Genomic DNA, 24,059 nt, shown 5'->3' on the forward strand with positions numbered 1-24,059 from the left:
ATCGCCGCGGTCGATGGTGGTTCTCCATTAGTTCTCGAGGCAGGCCAAGGCGGCGAGTTGCCGGGCGGTTGCCTGGGTGTCGGGGTGGGCATCGCCGAGTGCCTGGCGACGGCGCACGAGGGTGTCTTCGAACAGGGCTCGGGCGGCGTCAGGACCGTCAGCCACGGATAGGCAGAGCGCGAAGTCGTGCGCTGACGTCAGCGTGTCCGGATGATCAATGCCGAGGGCCCGGCGGCGCCTTGCGAGGGTGTCTTCGAACAGGTTGCGCGGCGTTGCCGTCTCGCCTAGTGGTCGCGGCTCCGCCGCGGAGAGGTGGGTCGACCGCGGATGGTGGAAGCGGTCGTCGAGTACCCGTCGATATCGAACCCGAAGGTCGTCGAAGAGAGCACGGGCGACTTGCGGGTCGCCTAGTGACCACAGGCAGCCGGCGAGGTTGTGCGCGGAGCGCAGGGTGTCGAGGTGATCAGGCCCGAGCACCCGGCGACGGCGCGCGAGTGTGTCCTCCTCAAGGAGGCGGGCACCGTCGAGATCGCCGGACAGTCGCAAGCAGACAGCGAGGTTGCTCGCTGAACGCAGAGTGTCGAGGTGGTCGTCGCCGAAGACCCGGCGGCGGCGCGCGAGAGTGTCCTCTTCCAGCACACGGGCACTGTCGGGATCGCCCAGGGACCACAGGCAGAGCGCGAGGCTGTTCGCCGCAGCCAGGGTGTCCGGGTGATCGGTGCCGAGAGCGCGGGTCCAGTAACGGTGCGCGGCATCCGCGAGTTGACGGCCGGCGGGGTTCTGCCCAGAAACCCACAGATAGCGAGTGACAGCGAGCAGCAGCGCACAGAAGGGTTCTGGTACGTCGTCCGGATCTGCCGGGTCATCACGGGCGCTTCCGGCGAGCGCCTGGACATGCGGGGTGAGGGCGGCATAGGCAGGCCAGGCCGCCGGGTCGTCGGGGTCGCCTGGGGACGCGGTCGCGATCAGCCTGCGCGCTGAGCGGCGGCCGTGAACCTGCTCGGTGGAGGACAGGCGGGCGCGCAGCAGGCCGTGGACGAGGCGGTGCGCGTGCAGCACAGTGCCGGTGTGACGTGCCAGGCCGAGGCGGGCGATGTGCCGGACCACGGTGGCCGTGGTCGCGATGTCGCCGAACTGGACTCCGAATCGCCCCGGTTCAGCGCTGACACCCGACCCGGGCGTGGGAGTGAGCGGCAGTGGCTCAGGCGCGCAGAACGCCAACTGGTCGAGCAGGTGGGCGGCGAGCGGGCTGGCCACGTGCAGACGTTCGCGACTCGCGGCAACCACCGCGACGAGACCCGGATGCTGCTCGATCGTCGGGTCCGATAGCCCCGCCTGCTCCGGCTGGGCAGTGAGCAGGCACAGATAGTCCGCGACTCCCAGGCCGGTGTCGAAGAGGAAGCAGCCGGCCTGCTCGACCGCAAGCGGCAGATCCCCGACCGCGGCGGAGACCTCGCCGGCCTGCACCTCGGTCAGCGCCGGGCAGCGGCGGCGCAGCAGCGCGACGGACTCGGCGCGGTCGAACTCGGCGATCTCGACAAGGTCAGCCATCCGGCCCGCCGCCGGGTCCCGGCTGGTCAGCACCAGCTGTCCGTTCTGCGGGGGACGCAGCCCCGCCACGCTCGATGGGTCGTCGACATTGTCATAGATCAGCAGCCAGTCGTCGCGGGCCGCGAGCTTGGCCCACAGCACTCTCAGAACTTCGGTGGCGGGCCCCTCCGCCGGGAGCGACAAGGCCGCGGCGAGACGCACCAGCCCGGCGGAAGCGACGACCGGGTCGTCCGCACTGATCCACCAGACCACCCCGTAGTCACTCGCGTGACGGTGCGCGTACTCGATCGCAAGTTGGGTCTTGCCTACCCCGCCCATGCCCTGGAGCGGCACAACCGCCACTGAGCCAGCCCCATCTCGCCCTCGACGATGCAAACGGTCATTCAGGGAGGTCAGAAGGACGTCCCGGCCGGTGAAGAACGGGTTGCGTGGCGGAACGCTCCACACCGCCGGCAGCCGGTGCGGAAACTCTGCGTCGCCCGCGGCCATCGCCACCTGCGGCTGACCGGGGAAGCCCACCGGCCCGATAGGCCTGCCGACCGGACCAGAGATCGCGGACAGCAGCCGCTCGCGCGCCGTCGATTCGTCGGTGTCCGCCAGCTCAATCCGCTTCAACGAGGCGTACAACCCTGGCACCGTGCAGTCGTCGACCCGCACCGGCACGATCCGTCCCTCGATGCCGCTGGCGAAGGCGCCTACATGTTCGGCCTGCGAATACCTTCCGGCGAAGTAGGCGTGGGAGTAGACCGCGAGCACCCGGTCAGCGCGCTCCAACGCGCGGGCCATCGCGCCAACGACGTTCGTACCCGCCTGCCAGTCCCATACGTCCAACTCGACGCTGAACCCGGCGCCCACAAGCTGCTGGCCGATCCATTGCGCCCACAGTTCATCGGCGCCGGCATGCGAAATGAAGAAGCCCCGCCGATCCATCCGCGCCCCCGCTACGACCTCACCCACGCGACTGGCGCATGAGATAGGTTCGCCCGCGCCAGCCGCCGCAGTCACGATCTTCGACGTCCCCCATAGTGACAGAAGGCTGCGGAGGTCGCCGCATTACTCATCGAATCCTCGGCCAGATTTCAGGCCCCCTGTACTAGGCGACGTCGCTGCTGGCGCCCTCGTGCCAAAGGAATCCCGGCTGCTCGGTGATCAGGTGCGTGTCCGGCACGGTGGGGTGGTGGGCTGCTGGAGCCGATCGCCTCGGATGTCGACGCCTGGTTTGCGACCTGGACTGGTTCGCCGAGGTACCGCTGTTCGGAGACGGCAGGGACCAGCCGCCGACCCCTGTGCACGAGGACATCTTCGAGTGACCTGTGTACTCGACGCCAACGCCGTCATCGCGTTGCTGCATAACAGGTCGCCGCCGTGCGGGATCGGTATCAGGCAATGCGGCGTCGGGTAACTGGCTTGCGCTGTCGTCGGTCGTGGCCTTCGAGCTCTGATAAGGCGTGGCGAAGAGCACCCGGTTCCAGGAGAACGGCGGCTGTCTGTGTGTGCCGCTTTCCGGCGGCCTGGACTTGTTGGACTTCGGCGACGAAGACGCCCGGACCGCCGGCCAGATCCGCGCCGTACTCGAGAAGGACGGCAGACCGATCGACGCCTACGACCTGCTGATCGCCGGCCAGGCCTTACGGCGCGGGTCACCGTCGTCACAGCCAACACCTCCGAGTTCAACCGGGTTGCCGGCCTAAGCTGGCAAGACTGGACAGCCTGACCACCAAACCGTTTCCACCAGCAACACGCATGTCTGGCCTCAGGGTCGATCCTGCGATTCGGCCGTCGGTGCCTAGCGGCGGAACGGGCGTCGCCCGTCGCGGGGCTTCCTGGCGCGGAAGGTCTGGAACCAGGCGGACGGCCGGTAGTCGCCGATCCCGAGCTCCCGGTTCACCGGGTCGTCCGGATCCTCCATCCCGTCCCTGGACGGGTCGAGCAGGCCAAGGATGTCGGTGTCCTTGAACATGGCATCCACGCAGGTGTCCCAGTCGTAGTCGCCAGGATGCGGGGGGAACCGCTCGACACTTCCGGTGATCATGTCGGGGTCGTCGAGGAGGGCGGAGGCCTCGTGGAGGGCGAGGTGCAGGGCCATCTCCTCGCCCGGGCAGCGAGGGGAGGGCCGCCTGCCGGCCTTGAGGTCATCGGCCAGGTCGTCGAAGGTTCGGGCGGCCTGGCGGCGCCAGACAGCGTCCTGCCGGTAGGTGATCCTTGGGTAGGCGTCGAAGATCAGCCAGAAGTCGCCGTCGTCGACGGGGTCGTCGCCGTGTCTCTCGACGTCGTCGTAGGCCTCGTCCGAGAGGATCTCCAGAGCCGTGTACAGGACGGCGGCGGTCCGCGGCGTCAGCTGGAAACCCGCGCACCGTTCGCACGACTCCTGTCGACAGGTGCAGCAGGCGAACAGCGCGCCGAAGTCCGGCGACGGCTCGTCGTCGTCCGTGCCGGACAGGGCTCCTCGCGCGCTATGGCCGTCGTGCCGCACCACCGAGCATGTGGTGCCGCGAGACGAGACGGCATCGATGTTGTGGACCAGGAGTTCGGGGTCCAGGATCTCGATCAGGGCGTCCGCGAGATCGGCGCGTACCTGGGCGCGGGCCTCCTGCGCGGCGTCCTCGGGCGACACGCCGTCATCGGTGCTGACATAGATACGCCCGTCAATGTCGTCGAGAGCCAGCTGACGAAACGCATCCTCGTCGATCACCTCGACGAGGATCTCGACTTCGATTCGGAGCAGGGACTTGACGGCGCCATCGGAAGGCATGCCGCGAACCATACACCGGACAATACCCACAAAGAAGCTATGCCTCTTTCCCTCTGGCGGAAAGTAGCGCGACAAACGCACGAGGGCCGTCATGGTGACCGAATCGGCGCGATTTCCGTGAGGGTGGCCGTGACGGTGACGATCGCGATGTCACCGCTTTCGACCGTGCCGGTCTATGAACAACGCCTCACCACACAGTCCGGCCGACCCTGTCAGCGGTCCGAGGGACGGCAGCTACGACCAGGCGGTTCCAGGCCCGATCCGGCGGCATGCGGCGCGGAGCGACACGCCATGAAGGGCAGGGTCTTCAAGCGGTGCTACTGCACGGACCCGGTCAGCAAGAAGGAGCTCGGTAAACGCTGTCCCAGGTTGGCGCGGTCTGACCACGGCGGCTGGCATTTCGTGCACGACGTCCCCCCGGGCCCGAGTGGGAAGCGCAGGCGTGTCTCGTTCGGTCCCTACGAGACCGAGCGGGAGGCCGATCAGGCCCTGGCGGACTCGCTGACCACCGTGAACCCCGCCGGCCCCGCGCCCGACAACCGGGACCTCACCTTCGGCCGCTACCTCGACCGGTGGATCGCGAACAAGGCGGACCTGGCGCCCTCGACGCGGCGGGGCTACCAGACCCACATCCGGATCTACCTCAGACCCGGCCTGGGCCATCTCAAACTCACCGACCTACGCGACGACCACTTCGACGACCTGTACAAGGCGATGCGCCAGATCGGCCGCGATCACAAAGGGCAGCGCCCGTCGTTCCTCCTGTCCAGACTGCTCGAAGCCCGCAGGGACGACCCGGCCCGGCGCCGCCCACCCGGCGCCGTCACCATCGCCCGGGTCCATGCCACCGCGAGCAGCGCGCTCAACGACGCCGTCCAACGCCCCAGTTTCCCGATCCGCGCGAACCCCGCGCAGTACGCCGAGCGGCCCACACCCCGCCGCCGTAGGGCGCTGCTGTGGACCGCCCCTCGCGTCGCCGCCTGGGAACGCACCGGCCGCCTGCCCTCTCCGGTCATGGTCTGGACACCGGCGCAGACCGGAGCGTTCCTCGACTTCGCCGCCGACGACCGGCTCTACCCGCTGTGGCACCTCGTCGCCCACCGCGGCCCGCGCCGCGGTGAGACCGTCGGGCTCTGCTGGCCCGAGGTCGACCTCACCGCCGCCACCGCCTACTTCCTCAAAAACGACACCGGCGTCGACGACGAGGACGACGACTACGGCCTGGACGACGACTACGAGCAGACGAAAAGCGCGGCCAGCGACCGGCTCGTCACCCTCGACCAGGACACCGTCACCGTCCTGAAGCTCTGGCAGGCCCGCCAGCACGCGGAAAGGACCGCCACCGGCGAGACCTGGGTCGACAGCGGCAGGGCCTTCACCCACCCCGACGGACGAGCACTCAACCCAGACGGGGTCAGCCAGCGGTTCGACCGACTCGTCGCCCGCTACACCACCATCCGCCGCGAGCACACCGAACGAGGCTGGAACCTCGACCAGCTCGCCCACCGCCATCGCATGCCCGTCTCCTCCGTTCGCGCGGCGCTCGAGAACGGACCACTGCCACCTATCCGATTCCATGATCTGCGGCACAACGCGGCCAGCCTCACCTACTTCGCCACCCGAGATATGAAGGCCGTCCAGGAACTACTCGGCCACGCCTCCATCCAGATCACCGGTGACCTCTACACCACCCTGTTCGAGGAAGCCGACCGTGCGGCCGCCGAAGCCGCCGCACGCGTCGTTCCCCGCACCAACCGCCCGACCGGCTGGGACGACATCCACAACAGCGCCGAGTCGCCAGACAACAGCTCAGACTCGCCAGATAGCAATACTCTGGACCCGCCGGACAACGACGGACTCGATATCGGCCTCTGACACGCTCCCGGCGGACAGCACCCTTCTGGTGAACAGCCCATCACCATCATCCGTCACCCCGCACACATCAATGAGCAGTACACGAACGGACAGCCGGCCAGACCGCCGGCACGCCCCACCCATGGCTACGATGCGTAACCGCCGGCCCAGGCCCCAGGATTAGTTGTGGTCGCAACGGCACCGGTTCGGCACCGGAAATGCCATTCTCGGCCGCTTCGCGATCTTCGGAAGGCTTGATCGCTGCAGAGAAACCGCTGCACCGCAGCGGGTTCGTGCTTGTGGACCATGTGTACCAGCATCCGAACCGTTTGATCTTGGTTGCTGGCCCCGAAATCTCTGTCCGTCCGGTTGCGACCCGGGTTCTGGCCAGGGGTGATGTCTCGTGACCGCGCCTCTTGAAACAAGATCTTCCGAGTCGAACATGTGTTCAGAATCTTGGGTGGTTCCGGACGGTTCGGCCCGTCTGGTGACCGTGGTCGTCGGCGTCGTGGTCGCGTTGACGTTCCTGTTCGGGTTCGTGCGCCACGAGGCGCTGTGTTTCGAGTGGGGGTGGAAGACCTTCGCTTTTAGCCTGTCGCAGCAGGTTGATTGTAGCTGAGGGCAGCCTGATCCGGGTGGTGCCGGGAAGGGCGGGAGCAGCCCTGACAAAGCCAGGACGTGTCAGCACTGCCAGATGGTGCGGGCCTGGCGAGCGAGTTGGAGAGGAGTACGCGAGGAACCGACGTCTACGTCCTTTAAAACAATGAGCCGGCTCAAATCTGGTGGATAAGGGCCGGTCGCGGTGCGCACCGAGCATCCACCCGGGTGTGAGGGAACTTCGGGGAGGTCTGAAACCGCCGAACCGGAGGCCACGGGGAAAGTCTGCGGCGTACCCATGGCGATGCCGCTGGGACACAGTCGGGCTCCTCCTCCGACAAACGAAACATGGTGAACGTGGGAACCGCCTCGTCCGGGTTCCCGGGCAAGCTCGCAGCCAGCGGGCTGTCGGGATAGGCGCACCGACCGTCGACCGGCGAGGTGGGGCGGAGCCGCCGTAGTACTCCGAGCCGGGGAAAGCCCGGCACATGGGGAAGGGCGACAGTGGTTTCGAGAAGGGAAGGATGCTGCAATGCCGGAAGACGCGTCGTTGGATGGCGGCGCTCCACGCGGACACGACCTCACGGTGGCGGCTGCGCGGGTATCGGGGATGCAGGCCAAACTTCACCGTTGGGCGGCGGCTGATCCTGGCCGCCGGTTCGATGACCTGTACAACTTCGTGTGTGACCCGGCGACGCTGCTCGTGGCGTATCGGCGGGTCGCTGGTAACCGGGGCGCCCGGACTGCTGGTGTCGACGGCCTCACGGTCGCCGACGTCGACCGGCAGCTGGGCGTCTCCGGGTTCCTGGACGACCTGCGTTCCCAGCTGAAGGCGGGCACCTTCCGCCCGCTGCCGGTCAGAGAGCGCGTGATTCCCAAACCGGGAGGGGCGGGGAAAATACGGCGACTCGGGATTCCCACAGTCGCTGACAGGGTCGTCCAGGCCGCGCTGAAACTGGTCCTGGAACCGATCTTCGACACCGACTTTCTGCCGGTATCGTATGGCTTCAGGCCGGGTCGGCGGGCGCAGGACGCGATAGCCGAGATCCACATGTTCGGCACCAAGGGCTACCGCTGGGTGCTGGACGCGGACATCCACGCGTGTTTCGACGAGATCAACCATGGCGTGCTGATGGACCGGGTAAGGAAACGGATCAAGGACAAGCGTGTGCTGGCGCTGGTCAAGGCGTTCCTGAAAGCCGGGATCCTCACCGAACTCGGCGAGCCCCAGAACACCCGGACCGGCGTTCCCCAAGGCGGTATTCTTTCACCGCTGCTCGCGAACATTGCCCTGTCGGTGCTCGACGAGCATCTGCACGGGCCGTGGCAGCCGGGTGGGGCGCAGTCGACCCAGGTAAAACGCGCGGGCCGGCGCAAGAAAGGGCTCCCGAGGTGGCGGCTCGTCCGCTACGCGGACGACTTCGTCGTCCTGGTCAACGGGAATGAGCACGACGCCCAGACGCTGCGCGAAGAAGTAGTCCGGGTGTTGACCACGATGGGGCTGCGCCTGTCCGAGGCGAAGACTCAGGTCACGCATCTGGATCGGGGTTTCGACTTCCTCGGGTTCCGCATCCAGCGGCGCCGCAAGAGGGGGACAGACAAGTGGTACGTCTACACCTTCGTAGCCGACCGGGCGATCCGGGCGGTGAAGGCGAAGATCAGGGCCATGACTCCCAGGGAATCACATCAGGGCCTGGAGGACCTGCTGACCTGGATCAACAGGGTCACGCACGGGTGGGCCGGCTACTTCAAGCACGCCGTGGCGAAGCACGTGTTCAGTGCCATCGACAGCTTCGTCTGGTGGCGTCTCGCTCGGCTGCTGATGACCCGGCACCGCTGGAGATGGAAGGAGTTCCGCGCCCGATATACCACCCCCACCGGGAGGTGGTTGAACTACTGGGCCGGTACCACCGAGTGGAAGCGGACCGCCAAGATACCGGTCACCCGGTACCGCTACCGCGGCACTCGGATCCCCACCCCCTGGGCCCCACAACCCGCATAACGGCAGGGACCATGGAGCGCCCGGTGCGTCGAAAGGCGCACGCCGGGTGCGGAGAGAGGCCGTGGGAAACGGGCCGAGAGCAATCCCGGCACCGCGCCCACGGCCTACTCGACGGGAACGTCCTCGCACTCGGCCTGCGACTCGGTGTTCCAATCTGGGTCGCACCACTCGTCGCGCCGGCGGTGGACCTGTCGATCGTCGGTCTGCTTCTCGGCTGCCGGCGACTCTCCGTGAACGGCGGGCCTGTAGAGGTCCTGCGCTCGGCGCGGAGACTGCTCATCTTCGCGAGCACCGTCACCCTCGCCCTCAACATCGCCGAACCCCTTATCGCCGGCCACTACGGCAAAGCGGCCTTCGACGCCGTCGGACCACTCCTCCTTATCGGCTGGTCCGAGGTCGGACCGGGACTCCTCCACGCCATGCAGACGACGAACCGCAGGACAGATGCCGGGGAAGGTCAGCAGGCAGTCCCACCACCCAGCCAACCCGGTCCGCATCCGGATCCGGCCGCCGAAGCTGACCACCGGCCAGCACGGAACGACGCTCCCCCAGCGGGTACGCCATCAGCGGCCGGGCAGGACCAGGCCCGGCGGCAGGACCTCCTGCACCGGGCACGCGCAGAGGACGTACTGCACTGGCAACAGCACCAACGACCGATCTCCGCAGACAACCTGAGAAAACGACTCGCCGTCGGCGCGACCACCGCCCGCAGCCTGGTCACCCAGCTCCGCAGCGACACCCACGGCGCACTCGACCACCGCACCTAGCCATCGACGCCCTCGGCCCCAGGGCCGGAGTCGAGAGGGGGGATCTGATCAATCGCCGAGCCCCGCCCAGCCGGCAGCTCACGCCGCCTCCGTGACCTTCGGCGCGCGTTTGGCGGGGGCCAGCCGCTCCCGCGGCTCGACGGCTGGTTACCCAGCTGCGCGGCGAGATCCACCACCGAATCGAAGAAGGCGCACAGCAACCCGAGCGAGAAGCCCGCAGCAGTGTTCTTCCAACGACGGAGATGCCATAGGCGGCATGTCCATCATCTCCCGCGACCGGTCTGCCCCACCCACGGCGGCCCGACGCCCGACCCCACAGGGGCCGTCCACGCGCCACCGACCACGAGCGACCCGCGCCCGCGGCACCCGGACCAGCCCCGAACCTCGACGGTCCGAGGCGAAGCCTCACTGCTACTCCAACCAGACTTTTGTGATCAATTGAGTTGTAGTCTTCTAGCCCGGCGTCGGTAGTGGCTGGCTTGGGCGGTGAACTGTCGGCGGCGCCTCCACCAGGACCAGGCGAGGACGAAGGTGTCCGGCGCGGCGGGTCGGCGTAGGGCGAGCTCGACGAACAGGTGGCGGACCTCGTTGACGGTCAGCGGGACCAGCCCGGCGGCGGGCTCGGTCTGACGGGCTGTGGCGGTGGTAACTGCGAGGAACGCGTAGATGATCATCGCGGCCAGGGTCCAACGGTGCCAGGAGGTCCAGCGGCGGACCTGGTGCTCGTCGAGGGCTGCGAGTTCCTTGTTCGGCTGGAAGTCGTCCTCGACGGCCCAGCGGATCCCCGCGACCCGGACGAACGTGGTCAGCGAGACCGGGGCGGGGCTGTGGCCCGGTAGAACGCGTACTCGCCGTTGCTGATGTTGCGGCGGACGAGCAGGTGGTGGTGGCCGGGCAGGTCGCCGTCGGTCGTTTCGACGACCGCCCAGTCGTAGAGGCGTCCGCCCTTGGCGCTCTTGCCGGCGGACAGGCGGTTCCAGGCCATGTGCGGCAGGGTGACGGCGAGGTCGATCGCCTTCTTCTCACCGGCCCTGGTGTGGATCATGTGGTTCTTGGCGACGGCGAGGACGTAGCCGAGGCGGCGGTCCGCGCGGGCGGCGCGCTGGGCGGTTCTTTGCCGTAGACCTCGTCGCTGGTGGCCCAGCGGGCCCGGGCGCCAGCGACCGCCGCCCATAACCGCTGCCGGTGTTCCCGCTGCGCCACCGGCGGCTGCCCCGGCGACCGCGTCCCCGCCCGCCCCGTTACCGCCTGCGCCCACCCTGCCCGTCGCCCCACTTACACACCTCCAGATCGAGGCGTTGCGACGACCAGTTGAATTCACCCAATTCTTGGTCGGGGATTCCAGGTTCACCCTAATCGCAGCACACGTCAAGTTTTCAGGAGTCAAATGCCTCGGCAGACCGCCTGAACTCTCGGCGAGCGAGGACGGAGAAGATAGCCGCAGATGCGGCCATGACGGCCGCAATAGCCCATTCGAGCGAACCATCGCCTCGGTCTGGTTCGACACCAAAAACGTACTCTATCCACTTGTCGCTGATCAATATGACAACGAGGAGGATGCAACTCAGAATAGATATGAACACTTCGACCCAGAGGCGGTATCGCATGTTTCTGATCGTCCTACTGACGCGCATGGCGTTAGTTTGCTACAAGATCCGGATGTCCGCTAGCGGCCCTGACTCGGTCGCATACTCCCACAAGATGACGTAACGCGGCCGGACATTATTCCCAGCAGGAGCTTGTGGAGGCGCTGTGGTGGCACGCATGATACCGGGACAGAAGTTGTCGAAGTGGACCTGGTTAATGGAGGATGTGACAGTCCGAGGCATCGTGAGGGATGCGGTAGACCCGAATGACCACCGCGAGCCGAAACAAATCGGTGCGGAGCTCGGCGGGGCGGACGCATTCGATCTAGAGGTTGACCCCAACTATCGCCACCTGATTGCCATTTCCGGGAATAATCCAACTCCGTTTAGATCGCCTCCGGGGTGCATACATGTCGAAGGCTACCATCACGACTTCGATAATCCGGATTGGATCAATCGAGTGGCCCCCTCATACTATCCGGAGGAGAGGAAGGAAGAATGGTTCAAGGTTGATGGGCGTAATCTCGCCGTGGGCGACCGAATAGAAGTCGCCGGACGATGGATTATAGAAAACCAGCATGAGAACTTCTGTTGGCGAGGTAGTGCGATAACGAAGTTCTTCCGAAATTGGTCTCGAGAAAACCCGCCTTCCCCTCTTCTGGTCACCAATTATGGTTGCGTCTGGACGGAGCTTCATCCATTCAAATGGAAGGAGATTAAATCTGTGCGGAGGCTCCCGGCTACCGGAACAGAGAAAGAAACGCTGTGCCTTGCCGCCCCCTTGTACGAGTGTACTTTCGCAAGGGGTGGCATATTTAATGATGGCCGCCTAAGAGGGCGCGTCGCCATCTTGTCCGACAAAAAAAACTATCGGGAGGATGCTCATGCTCGCATGCATATCAAAGGGCCCGAGCTTCCTGCGTTGTTCAAAATGGATCGAAGCTTGGTCCGTTTTAGAGAGGTCGCGATCCTCAACGGCACAGAGCGGTCGTTGGATGAGATACGGTCGATTGAGGTGGTGGACGACGGAATAGTTGTCGAGGCATCCATCAGCGCTCCAGCCACGGTTGAAACCTACGACGAAGACGGCAATCGCTATTTCATTGCAGACAAAAATGACCCGGCCAACGATCGTAGCGTTTTTAAGGCTCACTACTACGTGGACTGGGCGCCGCGGGTCAGGGTGGCAGGCAGTATCGGCGCAGACTCCGCAAATCTTATTGAGCTACCTGAGCAAAAGGCTGGCACGTCCGTTCAATTCAACATAAATCTAGAGAATGTCGGGCCAGATCGACTAGATGTGATCGATATCGAGATTGTTGGTGACCATCCAACCTTATTCCAAGTCAACAATCCGAGAGTCACTTTGCCACCTCGATCCACGGTGACTATACCTGCAGAGTTCAAGCCCCCGAACTTTCTCGCGGGATCCAGATTCGAGACTTACCCTCCCTATGTCGTAGAGGCCTTAGTTAAACTTCAGACAACAGATCCGGCAAATCCGACATGCGAAATCATCCTGCGGGGACCTGTGGCCGCGCCGCCCCTGGCTTCCACGCTTCGCCTTGAGCCCGGAAGCATAAACTTCGGTGCGGTCGAAGTTGGCACGTCATGCCGCACGAACTACCGACTGTTCAATACCGGACGGCGTGAGGTTGTAATAAAGTCTGTGGTCGTCGAGCGCGAGTCACCCTACGTCGATCAGTTTAAGTTCGGAACGGCGTTCCCCGGCATGGTGGTGGCACCGGGAGAGAGTCAGAGTATTTCGGTTTCGTTCTGCCCACAGCATGCCGGTGAAGCGCATTCGGAGGCCGTGGCGACAGTCGCCGAAACAGTGGCTGAGGAGCGTTCCACTTCAGTGCGACTTTCCGTGTCCGGAACGGGAACGATTCCAGCCGATGATACGTCGCCGGGCCGAAACCCAGGCCTTCGCGTCGAGCCTACTAGTATCAATCTAGGGTCAGTCAAGGTCGGTACGTCTAGTCGGCGAGAAGTTAGCATACTCAACACCGGGCAGTATAGCGTCTCGGTAATTTCGGCAATCTTTGAAAACGAATCTCCGTCGATCGGTCAATTTCGTTTCGACATGGCGCTTCCGCCAACGATTTTACGGCCCGGAGAGGGTCAGGATATCTCTGTTGTTTTTACTCCTCACAAGTCCGGTACCGCGCAGGCGGAGGCCGTGGTGACAGTAAACAGCATGAATTCTATTGGACCTTCTTCCGTATTTCGGATTTCCGTGTCGGGAGTTGGATGGCTTCCTAAATTCAAAAATCTCCTGAATCTCTCCGTTCGAGAACTGGCCAGGAAGTGGCGTGCTGACAGGCGTCGCTTCAGCACAAGATTGGAGCCGGTTGACCCCCGGACCGGTTGACTCCAGGACGTGGAGTTGGTCGGACAGGCCGCGAGCACGGGGACGGCTAATCGGCCTGCGACGGGAGTTTCTCGTTGAGGGATCTTCGCTGCGCCGGCCGGAAACCACATATCACCAAAAGCGGCACTGGAGATGGTGCCGATTTTGGCCTGTGTGGGTGTGCCGATTTCCGTCAGGTTGAGCCCGACTGGTTGTCTGGGGGGGCGTGCGCGGACGACAGCGATGAGGTCGGCGATGGCGTTGACTTGTTGGTCGGTCATCGGGGGCGGCGCGAGCCTGGCCGCGCGGATCGCGGCCCGCTGCTCGTCGGTGAGCCGGTGGAACGGCGCCGTGGTCGCGGGGCGGTTCCGGACTGGTCGGACTCGGGTCAGGGTCGAGAGTGTCGTCCGGGGCTGTCACGGCCGGTCGCCGGGCGGGGCGGGCCGGACTGCTTCGAGCAGGAGTCGGGCGCGGTCGTTGGAGAGGGTGTGTCCGGCGGTGCGGACGCCGTGTGCGAGTGCGGTGCGGGTGACGGGTCGGCCGGTGGCGGTGAGGTGGTCGGCGACCTGCTGGGCGGCGGTGACCAACTCGGCCGAGATAGCCGGCCATCAAGACATCAATGTCACCCTTGGCTACAAGGCCGTCTACCCCGACGAGGCCGTCCAGGCACACCGTGCGTTCCTCGCCCGACGACGAGACCTACGACCCACAGAGGAATACAGGGTCCCCACCGACACCGAATGGCAAAAGTTCCTCGGCCACTTCGAACGCCGCAAGGTTTCCACCGGAATATGCGACCGCGTAGTTACGCGCGGCGGTGGCAAACTTGCGGCACGTTGCCAGCCCGCCACGCCACCCGGTAAACAGCACGTCGATCTGGGCCTGGCTCGGCGGGATACGCAACGAAGCGCCGGCTGCCCGCGCGGCCGGTTCATTTCGTCGACCGGGCACGCCAGGACATGGCCAGTCAGGTTGTGGATCTCTACCTTGTGGCGCAGGTCCAAGAACAGGAAGTAGGTTTTCAGCGCCTGCGCTCGGGACGAGCGGGTCGCCGGTGCCGCGCGGCGGAGCACCTGCCCGAAGTAGACGTCCCCGTCGGGCGGGGTCATCTCCCACAACGGGCAGCCGAACCAGGACCGGATCTGCTCCACGTGCCCGACGTCGGACCGGATCGTCTTGTCAGCCAGGCCCGCCGCCGCCCGCGCCAGCACGAACCCGGCCAGCACGTCCGTCTCGAACTCCGTGACCTCGTCAAGGCCCCCACGTGCCTTGGCTGCGGGCAGCGCCGCAGAGGCAGCACAAGCCAGTCGGGGTCGGCGGCCAGCGCCGGAGCCACACCAGCGGCGACCTCCCGCGCCGAGCGCCAATGCGTGCGGTTCGCGCAACAGAATTATGGTCGCCCGTACGGGGCTCGAACCGGCCATCGGCGCCCAACCAGCACCAGTCTGGCAACCGAACTTCAACCACATAGATCATAAACCGCATTACCGCAGGTCAGTGCCATGATCAACAATTCGGTGGACCTAACGCACCACAATAAGAACCGGACGATCATGGTCGAAGGCCCCGAAATCACCATCCGACCAGTCGCCACACGGGGCCTGACCAGCGGCGACGCCCAGTGACCGCTGGGACGGGAACATCATCCGCCGGATCAAACGACTGTTCCGAGGTTCTGGCGGGTTCGAGGGTTCCGGATGCTCCGGTCCGGATAGTCACCGTGATCGTCGGGATCGTCGTCGTGCTCACGTTCTGCTTCGGCTTCGGCAACGTCCTCGCCCTCGGCCTACGACTCGGAGTGCCCGTGTGGGTGGCGCCGCTCGTCGCGCCGGCGGTGGACCTGTCTGTCGTGGCGCTGCTGCTAAGCACCCGTCACCTTGCCCTGCACGGCGTCTACGGGTTTGTTCGGGTGTTCGTGACGGGGTGCTGGCGCGGCGGTTGATCGGGCTGAGTCGTATCCGACTTTGTCAGCCGAGTATGCATCTGTGCGTTGCGGGCGTGAGGTGCGTGATGCGGTCATTGGCGGCCAGTAGTCGGGTTGGTAGGATTGCGTGTCGAGTCGGACTGTCGCATGTCTTTGCAAACTTTGATCCAGTCCCAAAATTTCATAGGCTTGACACTCTCGGTCTGGTCTCTATGCCTCATTTTCCACGCAAGGGCCATCCAAATTAGCTGCATGAGGATGGCGAGGCCAGCGATACTGGGCGCGATCCATAGTTCGCATTGATCCTCTTTATCCTCGGCTGGAACTAGTATCAGTCCGAGGCTGACGAAGATGGAAACGATCCCTATATTGTAGCTAGACTGTACGAATTTTTTCCACCACCACCAGTTCCTGTAGCCGTCATTCTGGGCCTCGATTAGATCTTCCTTCAAGGAGTTGTCGGTATCTAGCTCTGGCGACCAATTAGTTGCGTCGGCGGCGGACCAGAGGTTCATGCGCGCGTTGAAGCTGAACTGAAGGGAGCCGATTAGCGAACAGGCCGCCAAGGCTAGGAAGATCATAGTTTCGTCAGGGAAGCGCAGCTCGTCCCTCTTTCCCAAGAGACCCACGATGGCCGCCAGGCTGAATCCTGCAAGCAGTGGAGAGGCGACGTTTCCCATGTCGCGTATGGATTCGCCGTGTCCCAAAGGAGAGGGTCGGCTCCAGTCTGAGGAATCTGTTTGAGCCATGCAACCTTCCCTCCGCGCAGGTTCTCAATCTCAGTCAAGTGACGATCTAGTCTAGACTGTGCGCGGCAAGCTTCTCCCTGCCTTCGGGGTGGTGCAAGTCGAGTCGTTGCAGAGCGAGCAGTTCTAGCGGTGGATTCTCTGGCGAGAGAATATGGCACGCATCTGTCCGGGTCTGGACGTTGTGTGGCTTCGGGTGAACGGGGAGCCGGCCACACCCTGAGTGAAGCGAAGCTGCGTGTGGGCGGCCAGGTCAAGCGGTCTGCGGCGGCTGGGCTACATAGCCGGGGCGTTGTCCAGCCGAGGTCTGCCTGAACAGCTGGAAGGGTGCTCGAGATCGAACCTGCGCGGGGACGCGTGCCGGCAACGGTCGACCTCGGCCGCGGCGGCGCTGGTGGTCGAACACCACAGCGATCGCGGCTTCGGTTGCGTTCACCGCCGATGCAGGCCTTCCCGGCAGCGCGTGTGAGCATCACCGCCGCAGCCACGGCGGCCCAGGTGACGTCGGGGCTGCGGCCCGAATGCAGCCCCAGCGGGACGGGCCGCGTCGTTGGCGCCCGTGACAGCGAGCACAGGCCGAGCCGGACACAAACGCGCTGGTCGGGACACCGAGGATGTAACGAAGAAGTTAACAAGATCGCGAAACCTGGCACGAAAACCGCCAAAAGCCCAGGTCGGGCGGCATGCGCCACCCACCCAAGGGTCGGCCGGTGGGGCGGGTGGGGCTCGAACCCACGACCGGAGGATTATGAGGATTACTCTCCGTGATACTTGCCTGGTGCCGTGACGGTGCGCGGTGTGCCGCGAATCGCCGCTAGATGCCGTCCTGTCTGGTCAACGGCGTGACCTCAAAGATCGTCGCCGGTCGACTTTCCCTTACTGTGCGTCACAGTGTCGGCCCGTGTCGCTCAGTTTGGCATCATGCCGGCGTCATAGACCCGTTGATCCCGGTCGAGGGCCTACAACGCAGCGTGATGCCGGCGTGGGGAGTCCGTTCGGCGTGCCGGACGGCGCTCGCTGCCGGCGGACCTTGGATCTCCTCGGGCCGCCGCCACGTCACTCGCCACCACCGTCGCGGTGATCACCCTCGCGCCCGGCAGGCGGGCACGCACACGACGCGCGGTCGGAGCAAGCTCGGGGACGGCCTGCTCAGGCGGCTTCGCCGGTTCGGCGTCGGGGCGACGGTGACGTAGCCGCCGCTGGCGTCACAGGCGGCCACGGCTTCCGGATCTCCGCCTCCGGTATCACGTCCCCGTGTCGTCGTGCGTCCCCCTACGTCGATGATGGTCCTGCTCGTGCTGCCGGATGAACGAGGCGGGGGTAGCGATGCGGGTGCGGCTACTGGCGGCGGTCCAACACCGGCTGGACCGGTTCATCCAGACCCAGGACCCGGCGGCGGTCCTGGACAGCGAGGCGACCGCGCAGGCGCGGGAACTGTTGGCCGCGGTTCCCGATCCGGCGGCGGACCTCGAGGTGGCGTTCGCGGTCGGCTGGCTGCACTGGTTCCGTTACCAGGCACTCGACGCGGGCGACGACCAGGAGGACCTCGCTGCCGCGGTGCGCCTGCTCGCGCCGGTGTACCTGGCTTCGCCCGATGCCGTACCCGAGCAGGTACGAGGCTTCTTCGAGCAGTCCGCGGGCACCGGCCAGCCTCCTACCGCAGCGAAGGACGGACCGCGGACGTGGGCCCGCGACGGCGTCCGTCTGCTGCGACATGGCAGGTCGACGGGCGACCTCGCCTCCGTGGAGGGGGCGGTGCGGCTGCTGCGACAGGCGGTCGACGCGACGTCGGCTAACGACGAGGCGCGCCCGCGGCGGCTGTCCAACCTTGCCGCGGCCCTGCTGGCCCGGTATTCACAGGTCGGCGTGCCAGCCGACCTGGACGCGGCCGTGGAGATCGGCCGTCAGGCAGTGGACGCGGCCGCGGTGGACGACGACCATCTCGCCGCGATGCTCTCGAACCTGGGTGGTGCGCTCCGTGCCCGCTACGAGCGCACCGGCGCTCCGTCCGACCTGGACGCGGCGGTAGACCTCAGCCGCCGGGCCGCCGACGCGACCCCCCTCGGCCATCCCGACCGTGCGGAGCGCCTGTCGAACCTCAGTGCCGCACTCCAGCGACGCTTCGGTCGCACCGGAATGCCAGCCGACCTGGACGCGGCGGTGGAAAGCAGCAGCCAGGCGGTCGACACGGCTGGACCCGACCACCCGGACCGGGGCGCGATGCTGGCGAACCTGGGCACGGCGCTGCGGAGCCGTTTCGAGCGCACCCAGGTGCGCGCCGATCTGGACGCCGCGGTCGACGCCGCCCGCCAGGCTGTCGACGCCACCTCACCGGCCCGCGCCGATCACGCTGTCTACCTGTCGAGCCTCGGGATCGCTCTGCTGACGCGCTTCGAGCAGATCGGCGTCACGGCCGACCTGGACGCCGCGCTCGACGCTGGCCGCCGGTCCGTTGACGCCATGGCAATGGGCCATCCCGACCGGCCGGGGCAGCTGTCCAATGTCGCCGCGGCGCTGCAGCGGCGCTTCGGGCACACCGGCGCGCTGGCCGACCTCGACGCCGCCATCGAGGTCGGGCGCCAGGCGATCGACGCCGGACCGCCCGGGGACCCGGAGCGGGCGCGGTATCTGACCAACCAGACCAGCGCGCTCTGGACGAGGTTCGGCCGCACCGGGTCACTCGCGGACCTGGATGCCGCCGTGGACGCCGGTCGCGCGGCCGTCCGCGCCACCCCGACCGGCCACCCGGACTGGCCCGGGCGCCTGTCGAACCTCGCCGCAGCGCTGCAGCGGCGCTTCGGACAGACCGGCACGCTCAGCGACCTGGACGCGGCCGTCGACATCGGCCGCGAAGCGGTCGGCGCCACGCTGCCCGGCCATGTCGACCGCGCCGTGATGCTGACGAACCTGGGTGGCTGCCTTCGGGCGCGTTTCGAGCGGACCGGGCTCCTCACGGATCTGGACACCGCCGTGACCGCCGCCCGAGCGGCCGTCGACGAGACGCCGGCGGGCCATACGGAACGGGCGGGGCGTCTGTCGAACCTCGCGGTCGCGCACCTGACGCGGTTCACCCGGACGGGGACGCCCTCGGACCTGGACAGCGCGGTCGAGATCGGACGCCGGGCCGTGGAAGCCACCCCGTCCCACCATCCGGACCGCGCGCTGTACTTGTCCAACCTGGGCGCGGCGCTGCTCACCCGGTCCGAGCGAGCTGAGTCGTCACCGGACCTGGACGCGGCGGCCGAGGCCAGCCGGCAGGCGCTCGACGTCACGCCGCCTGATCATCCCGACCGTGCCGTCTATCTGTCGAACCTCGCGACCGCGCTGCTGACGCGGTTCGACCGGCACGGGGAGCCGGCGGATCTGGATGCCGTGGCACAGGCCGCCCAGGAGGCGGCCGGCCTCGTGGTCGCGCCGCCGCGGGTGCGGGCGGTGGCTGCCCGGCAGTGGGGCAGGTCCGCGGCGCTGCGTGGGCGGTGGGACGAGGCGGTCGTGGGCTTCGCGGCAGCCGTGGAACTGCTCGGCGAGCTGGCCGCGCGGGAGTCGTACCGTGCCGACCAGGAGGACCTGCTCGCCGAGGTCGGCGGCCTCGGCGCCGAGGCCGCGGTGTGCGCGGTCCGCGCGGGCGACCCGGCGCGCGCGGTCGAGCTGTTCGAACAGGGACGAGGGGTGCTGCTCGCGCAGGCACTGGACGCGCGCGCCGACCTGAGCGCGCTGCGAGACCGGCAGCCGGCAATGGGCGACCGGTTTGGCACCCTGACCGCCGAACTGGCGCGCCCCCCGCACGCGGCCGTGCCCTGGACCGCTGATCTCGCGGCGGCCGACGAAGTGGAGCTGTCCGCGAGGCGTCGGCGTGCGGCGCGGGAGGAGCTCGACCGCCTCGTCGCCGACATCCGTGAGCTGGATGAATTCCAGGAGTTTCTGCGGCCGCCGAGGCTGGCCGAGCTGGTTCACGCCGCCGCCGGTGGCGCGCTGGTACTGGTCGCCGTCTCCAGGTACGGCGCGTATGGGATTGTTCTGTCCGGCGACGGCCTCGCCGAACCGCTGGAACTCGCCGGGCTGACTCCGGAATCCGTCGCGGCGCAGGTAACGTCCTTTCTCACCGCGATGGACCTCGTCGGGTCGGCGACGAACCGAGACGAGCGGACACAGGCACGGGCTGGTGTCACCCAGACGCTGGGCTGGCTGTGGGACCATCTCACCGGCCCGGTGCTTGACCAGCTGGAGATCCTCGGCGTTCTGCCCGGCGCCGGCGAGGCAGCTCCTCCACCACGGGTGTGGTGGTGCCTGTCCGGCCCGCTGTCCTTTCTGCCCGTGCACGCCGCGGGATGGTTGGACACCGGCGCTGGCAAAGGACAGTCCACGGCGCTCGACCGGGTCGTATCGTCGTTCATACCGACGCTGCGCGCTCTGATCCACGCGCGGCGCAGAGCCACGCCGGGCTCGTCGCCAGAAGGCGGGACGCTGGCGGTCGCCATGCCGAGAACGCCGGGCGCCTCCGACCTTCCCGGCGCCAAGGCCGAACTGGCGGTCGTGGTCGCGCACCTGGGCGGCGACGCCAGAACACTCGTCGGCGAGCAGGTCCAACGGGAGACGGTCCAGGACGCGCTGCCCGCGGCGACGTGGGCGCACTTCACCTGTCACGGCTACAGCGACCTCGCCGCCCCGTCGAGTAGCCGGCTGCTCCTACACGACCACGCGGACAGACCGTTCAGTGTGGTGGAGGTCGCGCGGCTGCGCCTCGAGCACGCCGACCTGGCTTATCTGTCGGCCTGTTCCACAGCCCGCCCCGGCGGCCGGCTCGCCGACGAGGCAATTCACCTCGCCTCAGCGTTCCAGCTCGCCGGCTACCGGCACGTCGTCGCGACGCTCTGGCCAGTGCCTGACCGGCCGGCCCGGCGCGCGGTCGACGTCATCTACGGCCGGCTCGTCCGTGACGGCCAGCGCGACGCGAGCCGCGCGCCCGACGCCGTCCACGCGGCGGCCCACGCGTTGCGCGAGCGATACCCGGCCTATCCCGATATCTGGGCTGCGCTCATTCATTCGGGTCCGTGATGCTCCGGCCTGAGCACAACTTCGGAGGACGGCTATGAGAACGGGTGGGCCACCATCGCGCGGTCCAGGCGCCTGCCCCGAGCCTTCGGTGGCCCACCCGGCTCCCGTTGCGACGGTCCCCGCACAGCGTCCCCCCGCGGAGCTGTGCAGGGACCGTCTCATTGATCGGACCACAGACGACGTCGTCTCACCTGGAACCCTGGAAGGCCCTGGAACACACTGATAGGCACGGCATGAACGTCTGGTGCGGGTCCGCCGCGCCGCAGGATGCTCCGTTTGTTCCCGCCTGGCCATTCCGCCGAAGCGTTGCGTGCGCTCGCCAGCGATGTGCCAGGATCGTTGCGGCGGCCGCCAGCGCGAGCGAAGGACGACACCGGGGGGCTCATGGCGGGCGACGGCGCAGGTCCCCTGATCGCGCCCGAACTCGTCGTGCACCTGTTCGCTCCGGCGGGCGGTCCCCACGCGGCCGAGACGTACGGCTACCTTCGCCGAGCCTGGTTCGCCTGTCGCGACGAGTTCGGCATGCGGCACCCCATCCCGGCGCTCGACCTGCCCCGCGACCCGCCCGAGCGGCACCGGCCGGAGCCTGGCGCGATCGATGAGTTCCTCGCGGCGCAGGCGCACGCCGGCGAGGGCGTGTTCCAGGCTCTGCTGCGTCGCGCCCACGACGTCCTGTGCCTGTCGATCATGCTCGCTCCGTCACCGGCGACCTCGCCGAGCTGGGTGGAGCTGCAGCGGCGGTGGGTGCGAGCCTGCGGTCCCATCCCCGGCGGACTCCTCGGCGCGGCCGAGATCTACCAGGCCCGCCTCGCCGATCCGGAGACCTCCCACGTCGAGCCGGCCCACCCGCTGGCGGCGGCCTGTCGGGAACTGCTCCCGGCGCCCACCCCACCCGTCTGGTTCGACAACCTTGGCGTGGCGACGCCCCAGGGGTTCGCCGTCTGGGAGGCGGAGCGCGACGAGGAGGCGAGGGCACGCCGACGCATCGTCGTCCTCGCGCCGAACGACCGCGACGACGAGTTGTCGGCCTGGACCTGGAGCCGAGGGGACGCCGCGATCACGCCCTTCGCCCGCTACCTCATGCACGCGGCCAAGCTCCGCTATCACCTGCGGGTCTGGGCGGGTGGCGACCCACTGCGCACGGTGCGAGACCGCACCGACCAGCTCACCGAGTCGGTGGCGGGGCTGCTCGACGAACAGCTGGCGGCGGGCGGCGCCCTCCCGCGCCAGGACGAGGGCCGGACACGCACCGGCGACCTGCGCGCCCAGGCGCTCCACCTGGCCCTGTCCATGACGCGAGTCCGCGAGATCAGACACTCGGTGGAGATCGCCGGGTACAACCTCGCGCAGTACGCGCCCCCGGCCGACGCTCACGGCGGCAACGGAGGCGGGTTGTTCGCCGACGACCGTGACCTGGCCTCCTGGTTCCCCCAGCAGCTCGACGACGACCTGCGCTACGCGGACGCGTCGGCCGAGCGCGCCCAGAGCGCTCTCGACGCCGCCGAGCGGGTGCTGGACCCGCCACCCGCCCACCGCGGGATCGCCGAGCCTGACTCCGGACGGCCCCTGCCCGAACCCCCGGCCCAGGCTCGGGGTGAGCCGGGACCGGCGGCCGTGCCGGCCCCGCGGGGCCTCACGCCCCCCCGGCTACCGGGGCCGGCTCGGGTACTCGCGCTCGCGGACGAGTGGCTGCCCGGGCGAGGCGGCCTCAGCGCTCTGAACCGTTCCCTGTGCGCCGCGCTGGCCGAGGCCGGGGCCGAGGTGTACTGCGTGGTCCCCGGGGCGACGCCCGAGGAGCGGTCCGACGCCGACCGGGTCGCCGTGCGGCTGGTGGACGCCCCCGCCCTGCCCGGCGCGGCGCTGCGGGACCTGCTGATGCGCCGGCCGCCGCTGCCCGACGGCGTGCTGCCCGACCTGGTCCTCGGGCACGGCCGCATCACCGGCTCGCACGCGAAGGCCGTGACAGAGGACCACTTCCCGGCGGCCCGCCGGGTGCACATCGTCCACACGTCGCCCGACGAGACCGACTGGTGGCGCCCCGACCGCGGCGAGGACACGGGTGCGGTCGCCGAGACCCGCACCGCGGACCAGGTCGCGCTCAGCCGGGACGCCGCCGTCGTCGTGGCGGTCGGCCCACGGCTGCACCAGTGGATCAGCCGCGAGCTGTCCGTCTTCGACGACGCCCCCACACCGCTGCGCCTCGACCCCGGTTTCGACTACACCGACCAGGCACCGCGCCGGCCTCCGCCGGGAGTCCCGCAGGTGCTCATGCTCGGCCGCCTCGAGGACGCCAGCACGAAGGGCCTCGACCTCGCCGCCCGCGCCGTCGGGCACGCCGCGGCGCTGCGCGCCCCGGCGGATCCCCCCATCGAGCTGCTCCTGCGCGGCGCGCCCCAGGGACAGGCGCGGGTGATCAGGGAACAGGTCCTGGCGTGGGCAGGGCGCCCCGGGCTCGCCGTGACCGTGCGCAACTACTCGCCGGACACCGAACGGCTCGGGCAGGACCTGCGCAGGGCGAGTCTGGTCCTGATGCCCTCGCGCGCGGAGGGCTTCGGGCTGGTGGGCCTCGAGGCGATCGTGGCCGGAACACCGGTGCTGGTCAGCGATCACAGTGGCATCGGCGACCTGCTGCGGGAGGTGCTGCCCCCATCGGAGGCCGACCGTCTCGTCGTGCCGGTCGGGAACGACGAACGCGACGCCGAGGAATGGGGCCGCAGGGTCCACGACGCTCTGCGCGACCGCCCGGCGGCGTTCAGCCGCGCCGAATCGGTCCGCCGCGCCATGCGCGAGCACCGGACCTGGGCTACGGCCGTCACCCGTCTCCTGACCGCTTTCGAGCTGTCGAGGCCGGCGGGCGACGACCGCTGAAATC

Annotated in this window: 13 protein-coding genes and 1 pseudogene; 8 read left to right on the top strand and 6 right to left on the bottom strand. The window is 67.6% G+C overall.

What is annotated here, in order from left to right; all coding sequences use genetic code 11:
* Positions 1-27: 27 nt before the first annotated feature.
* Both fxsT and FRCN3DRAFT_RS49425 read right to left on the bottom strand, forming a co-directional pair.
* Positions 28-2,481, bottom strand: coding sequence for an FxSxx-COOH system tetratricopeptide repeat protein (gene fxsT, locus FRCN3DRAFT_RS0212445; protein ID WP_007513523.1), 2,454 nt, complete (start codon positions 2,479-2,481; stop codon positions 28-30).
* Positions 2,482-3,337: 856 nt separating this feature from the next.
* Entirely contained in the window at positions 3,338-4,303 is a 966-nt protein-coding gene (locus tag FRCN3DRAFT_RS49425) for a hypothetical protein (protein ID WP_051466240.1), read from the bottom strand.
* Between the two features lie 291 nt (positions 4,304-4,594).
* Between FRCN3DRAFT_RS49425 and FRCN3DRAFT_RS0212460 the strand changes: the two genes are divergently transcribed.
* The 4 genes from FRCN3DRAFT_RS0212460 to FRCN3DRAFT_RS51310 all read left to right on the top strand — a co-directional run bounded on the left by FRCN3DRAFT_RS0212460 (position 4,595) and on the right by FRCN3DRAFT_RS51310 (position 9,523).
* Positions 4,595-6,178, top strand: coding sequence for a site-specific integrase (locus tag FRCN3DRAFT_RS0212460; RefSeq protein WP_007513517.1), 1,584 nt, complete (start codon positions 4,595-4,597; stop codon positions 6,176-6,178).
* Positions 6,179-6,617: 439 nt separating this feature from the next.
* Positions 6,618-6,776, top strand: a complete 159-nt coding sequence (locus FRCN3DRAFT_RS52925) for a hypothetical protein (RefSeq protein WP_198535963.1) — start codon at positions 6,618-6,620, stop codon at positions 6,774-6,776.
* A 588-nt stretch (positions 6,777-7,364) separates the two neighbouring features.
* A complete protein-coding gene (ltrA, locus tag FRCN3DRAFT_RS0212470) occupies positions 7,365-8,756 on the top strand; it encodes a group II intron reverse transcriptase/maturase (protein ID WP_232794022.1) in 1,392 nt (463 codons plus the stop codon).
* Between the two features lie 23 nt (positions 8,757-8,779).
* Positions 8,780-9,523 (top strand): hypothetical protein, encoded by a 744-nt coding sequence (locus FRCN3DRAFT_RS51310; protein WP_007513511.1) that lies wholly within the window; start codon positions 8,780-8,782, stop codon positions 9,521-9,523.
* A 434-nt stretch (positions 9,524-9,957) separates the two neighbouring features.
* Here FRCN3DRAFT_RS51310 and FRCN3DRAFT_RS51315 read toward each other — a convergent pair whose 3' ends face one another.
* Positions 9,958-10,197, bottom strand: coding sequence for a hypothetical protein (locus FRCN3DRAFT_RS51315; RefSeq protein WP_007513509.1), 240 nt, complete (start codon positions 10,195-10,197; stop codon positions 9,958-9,960).
* Positions 10,198-10,328: 131 nt separating this feature from the next.
* On the bottom strand, positions 10,329-10,697 hold the full coding sequence (locus FRCN3DRAFT_RS0212490; RefSeq protein ID WP_007513507.1) for a hypothetical protein: 369 nt from the start codon (positions 10,695-10,697) through the stop codon (positions 10,329-10,331).
* Positions 10,698-11,275: 578 nt separating this feature from the next.
* Between FRCN3DRAFT_RS0212490 and FRCN3DRAFT_RS51330 the strand changes: the two genes are divergently transcribed.
* The gene (locus tag FRCN3DRAFT_RS51330) at positions 11,276-13,483 is read left to right on the top strand and encodes a choice-of-anchor D domain-containing protein (protein WP_007513502.1); all 2,208 of its coding nucleotides are present in this window, start codon (positions 11,276-11,278) and stop codon (positions 13,481-13,483) included.
* A 395-nt stretch (positions 13,484-13,878) separates the two neighbouring features.
* Here FRCN3DRAFT_RS51330 and FRCN3DRAFT_RS55020 read toward each other — a convergent pair whose 3' ends face one another.
* Entirely contained in the window at positions 13,879-14,049 is a 171-nt protein-coding gene (locus FRCN3DRAFT_RS55020) for a hypothetical protein (protein WP_198535964.1), read from the bottom strand.
* Between the two features lie 1,034 nt (positions 14,050-15,083).
* Between FRCN3DRAFT_RS55020 and FRCN3DRAFT_RS52930 the strand changes: the two are divergent.
* Positions 15,084-15,353: pseudogene (locus tag FRCN3DRAFT_RS52930) on the top strand (hypothetical protein); the annotation flags it as partial.
* 125 nt (positions 15,354-15,478) lie between these two features.
* Here the strand turns inward: FRCN3DRAFT_RS52930 and FRCN3DRAFT_RS54015 are convergent.
* Positions 15,479-16,066 carry a hypothetical protein gene (locus FRCN3DRAFT_RS54015; protein WP_071041170.1) on the bottom strand — a complete coding sequence of 196 codons (588 nt, stop codon included), beginning with the start codon at positions 16,064-16,066 and terminating at the stop codon, positions 15,479-15,481.
* Between the two features lie 1,371 nt (positions 16,067-17,437).
* On the opposite strand from FRCN3DRAFT_RS54015, the gene FRCN3DRAFT_RS0212510 reads away from it, so the two are divergent.
* Both FRCN3DRAFT_RS0212510 and FRCN3DRAFT_RS49430 read left to right on the top strand, forming a co-directional pair.
* Complete coding sequence (locus FRCN3DRAFT_RS0212510) at positions 17,438-21,187, top strand: CHAT domain-containing protein (RefSeq protein ID WP_027140512.1); 3,750 nt, start codon at positions 17,438-17,440, stop codon at positions 21,185-21,187.
* A 384-nt stretch (positions 21,188-21,571) separates the two neighbouring features.
* On the top strand, positions 21,572-24,055 hold the full coding sequence (locus FRCN3DRAFT_RS49430; RefSeq protein ID WP_007513490.1) for a CATRA conflict system CASPASE/TPR repeat-associated protein: 2,484 nt from the start codon (positions 21,572-21,574) through the stop codon (positions 24,053-24,055).
* Positions 24,056-24,059 lie beyond the last annotated feature (4 nt).

This window comes from Pseudofrankia saprophytica, assembly GCF_000235425.2.
Classification (GTDB): Bacteria; Actinomycetota; Actinomycetes; order Frankiales; family Frankiaceae; genus Pseudofrankia; species Pseudofrankia saprophytica.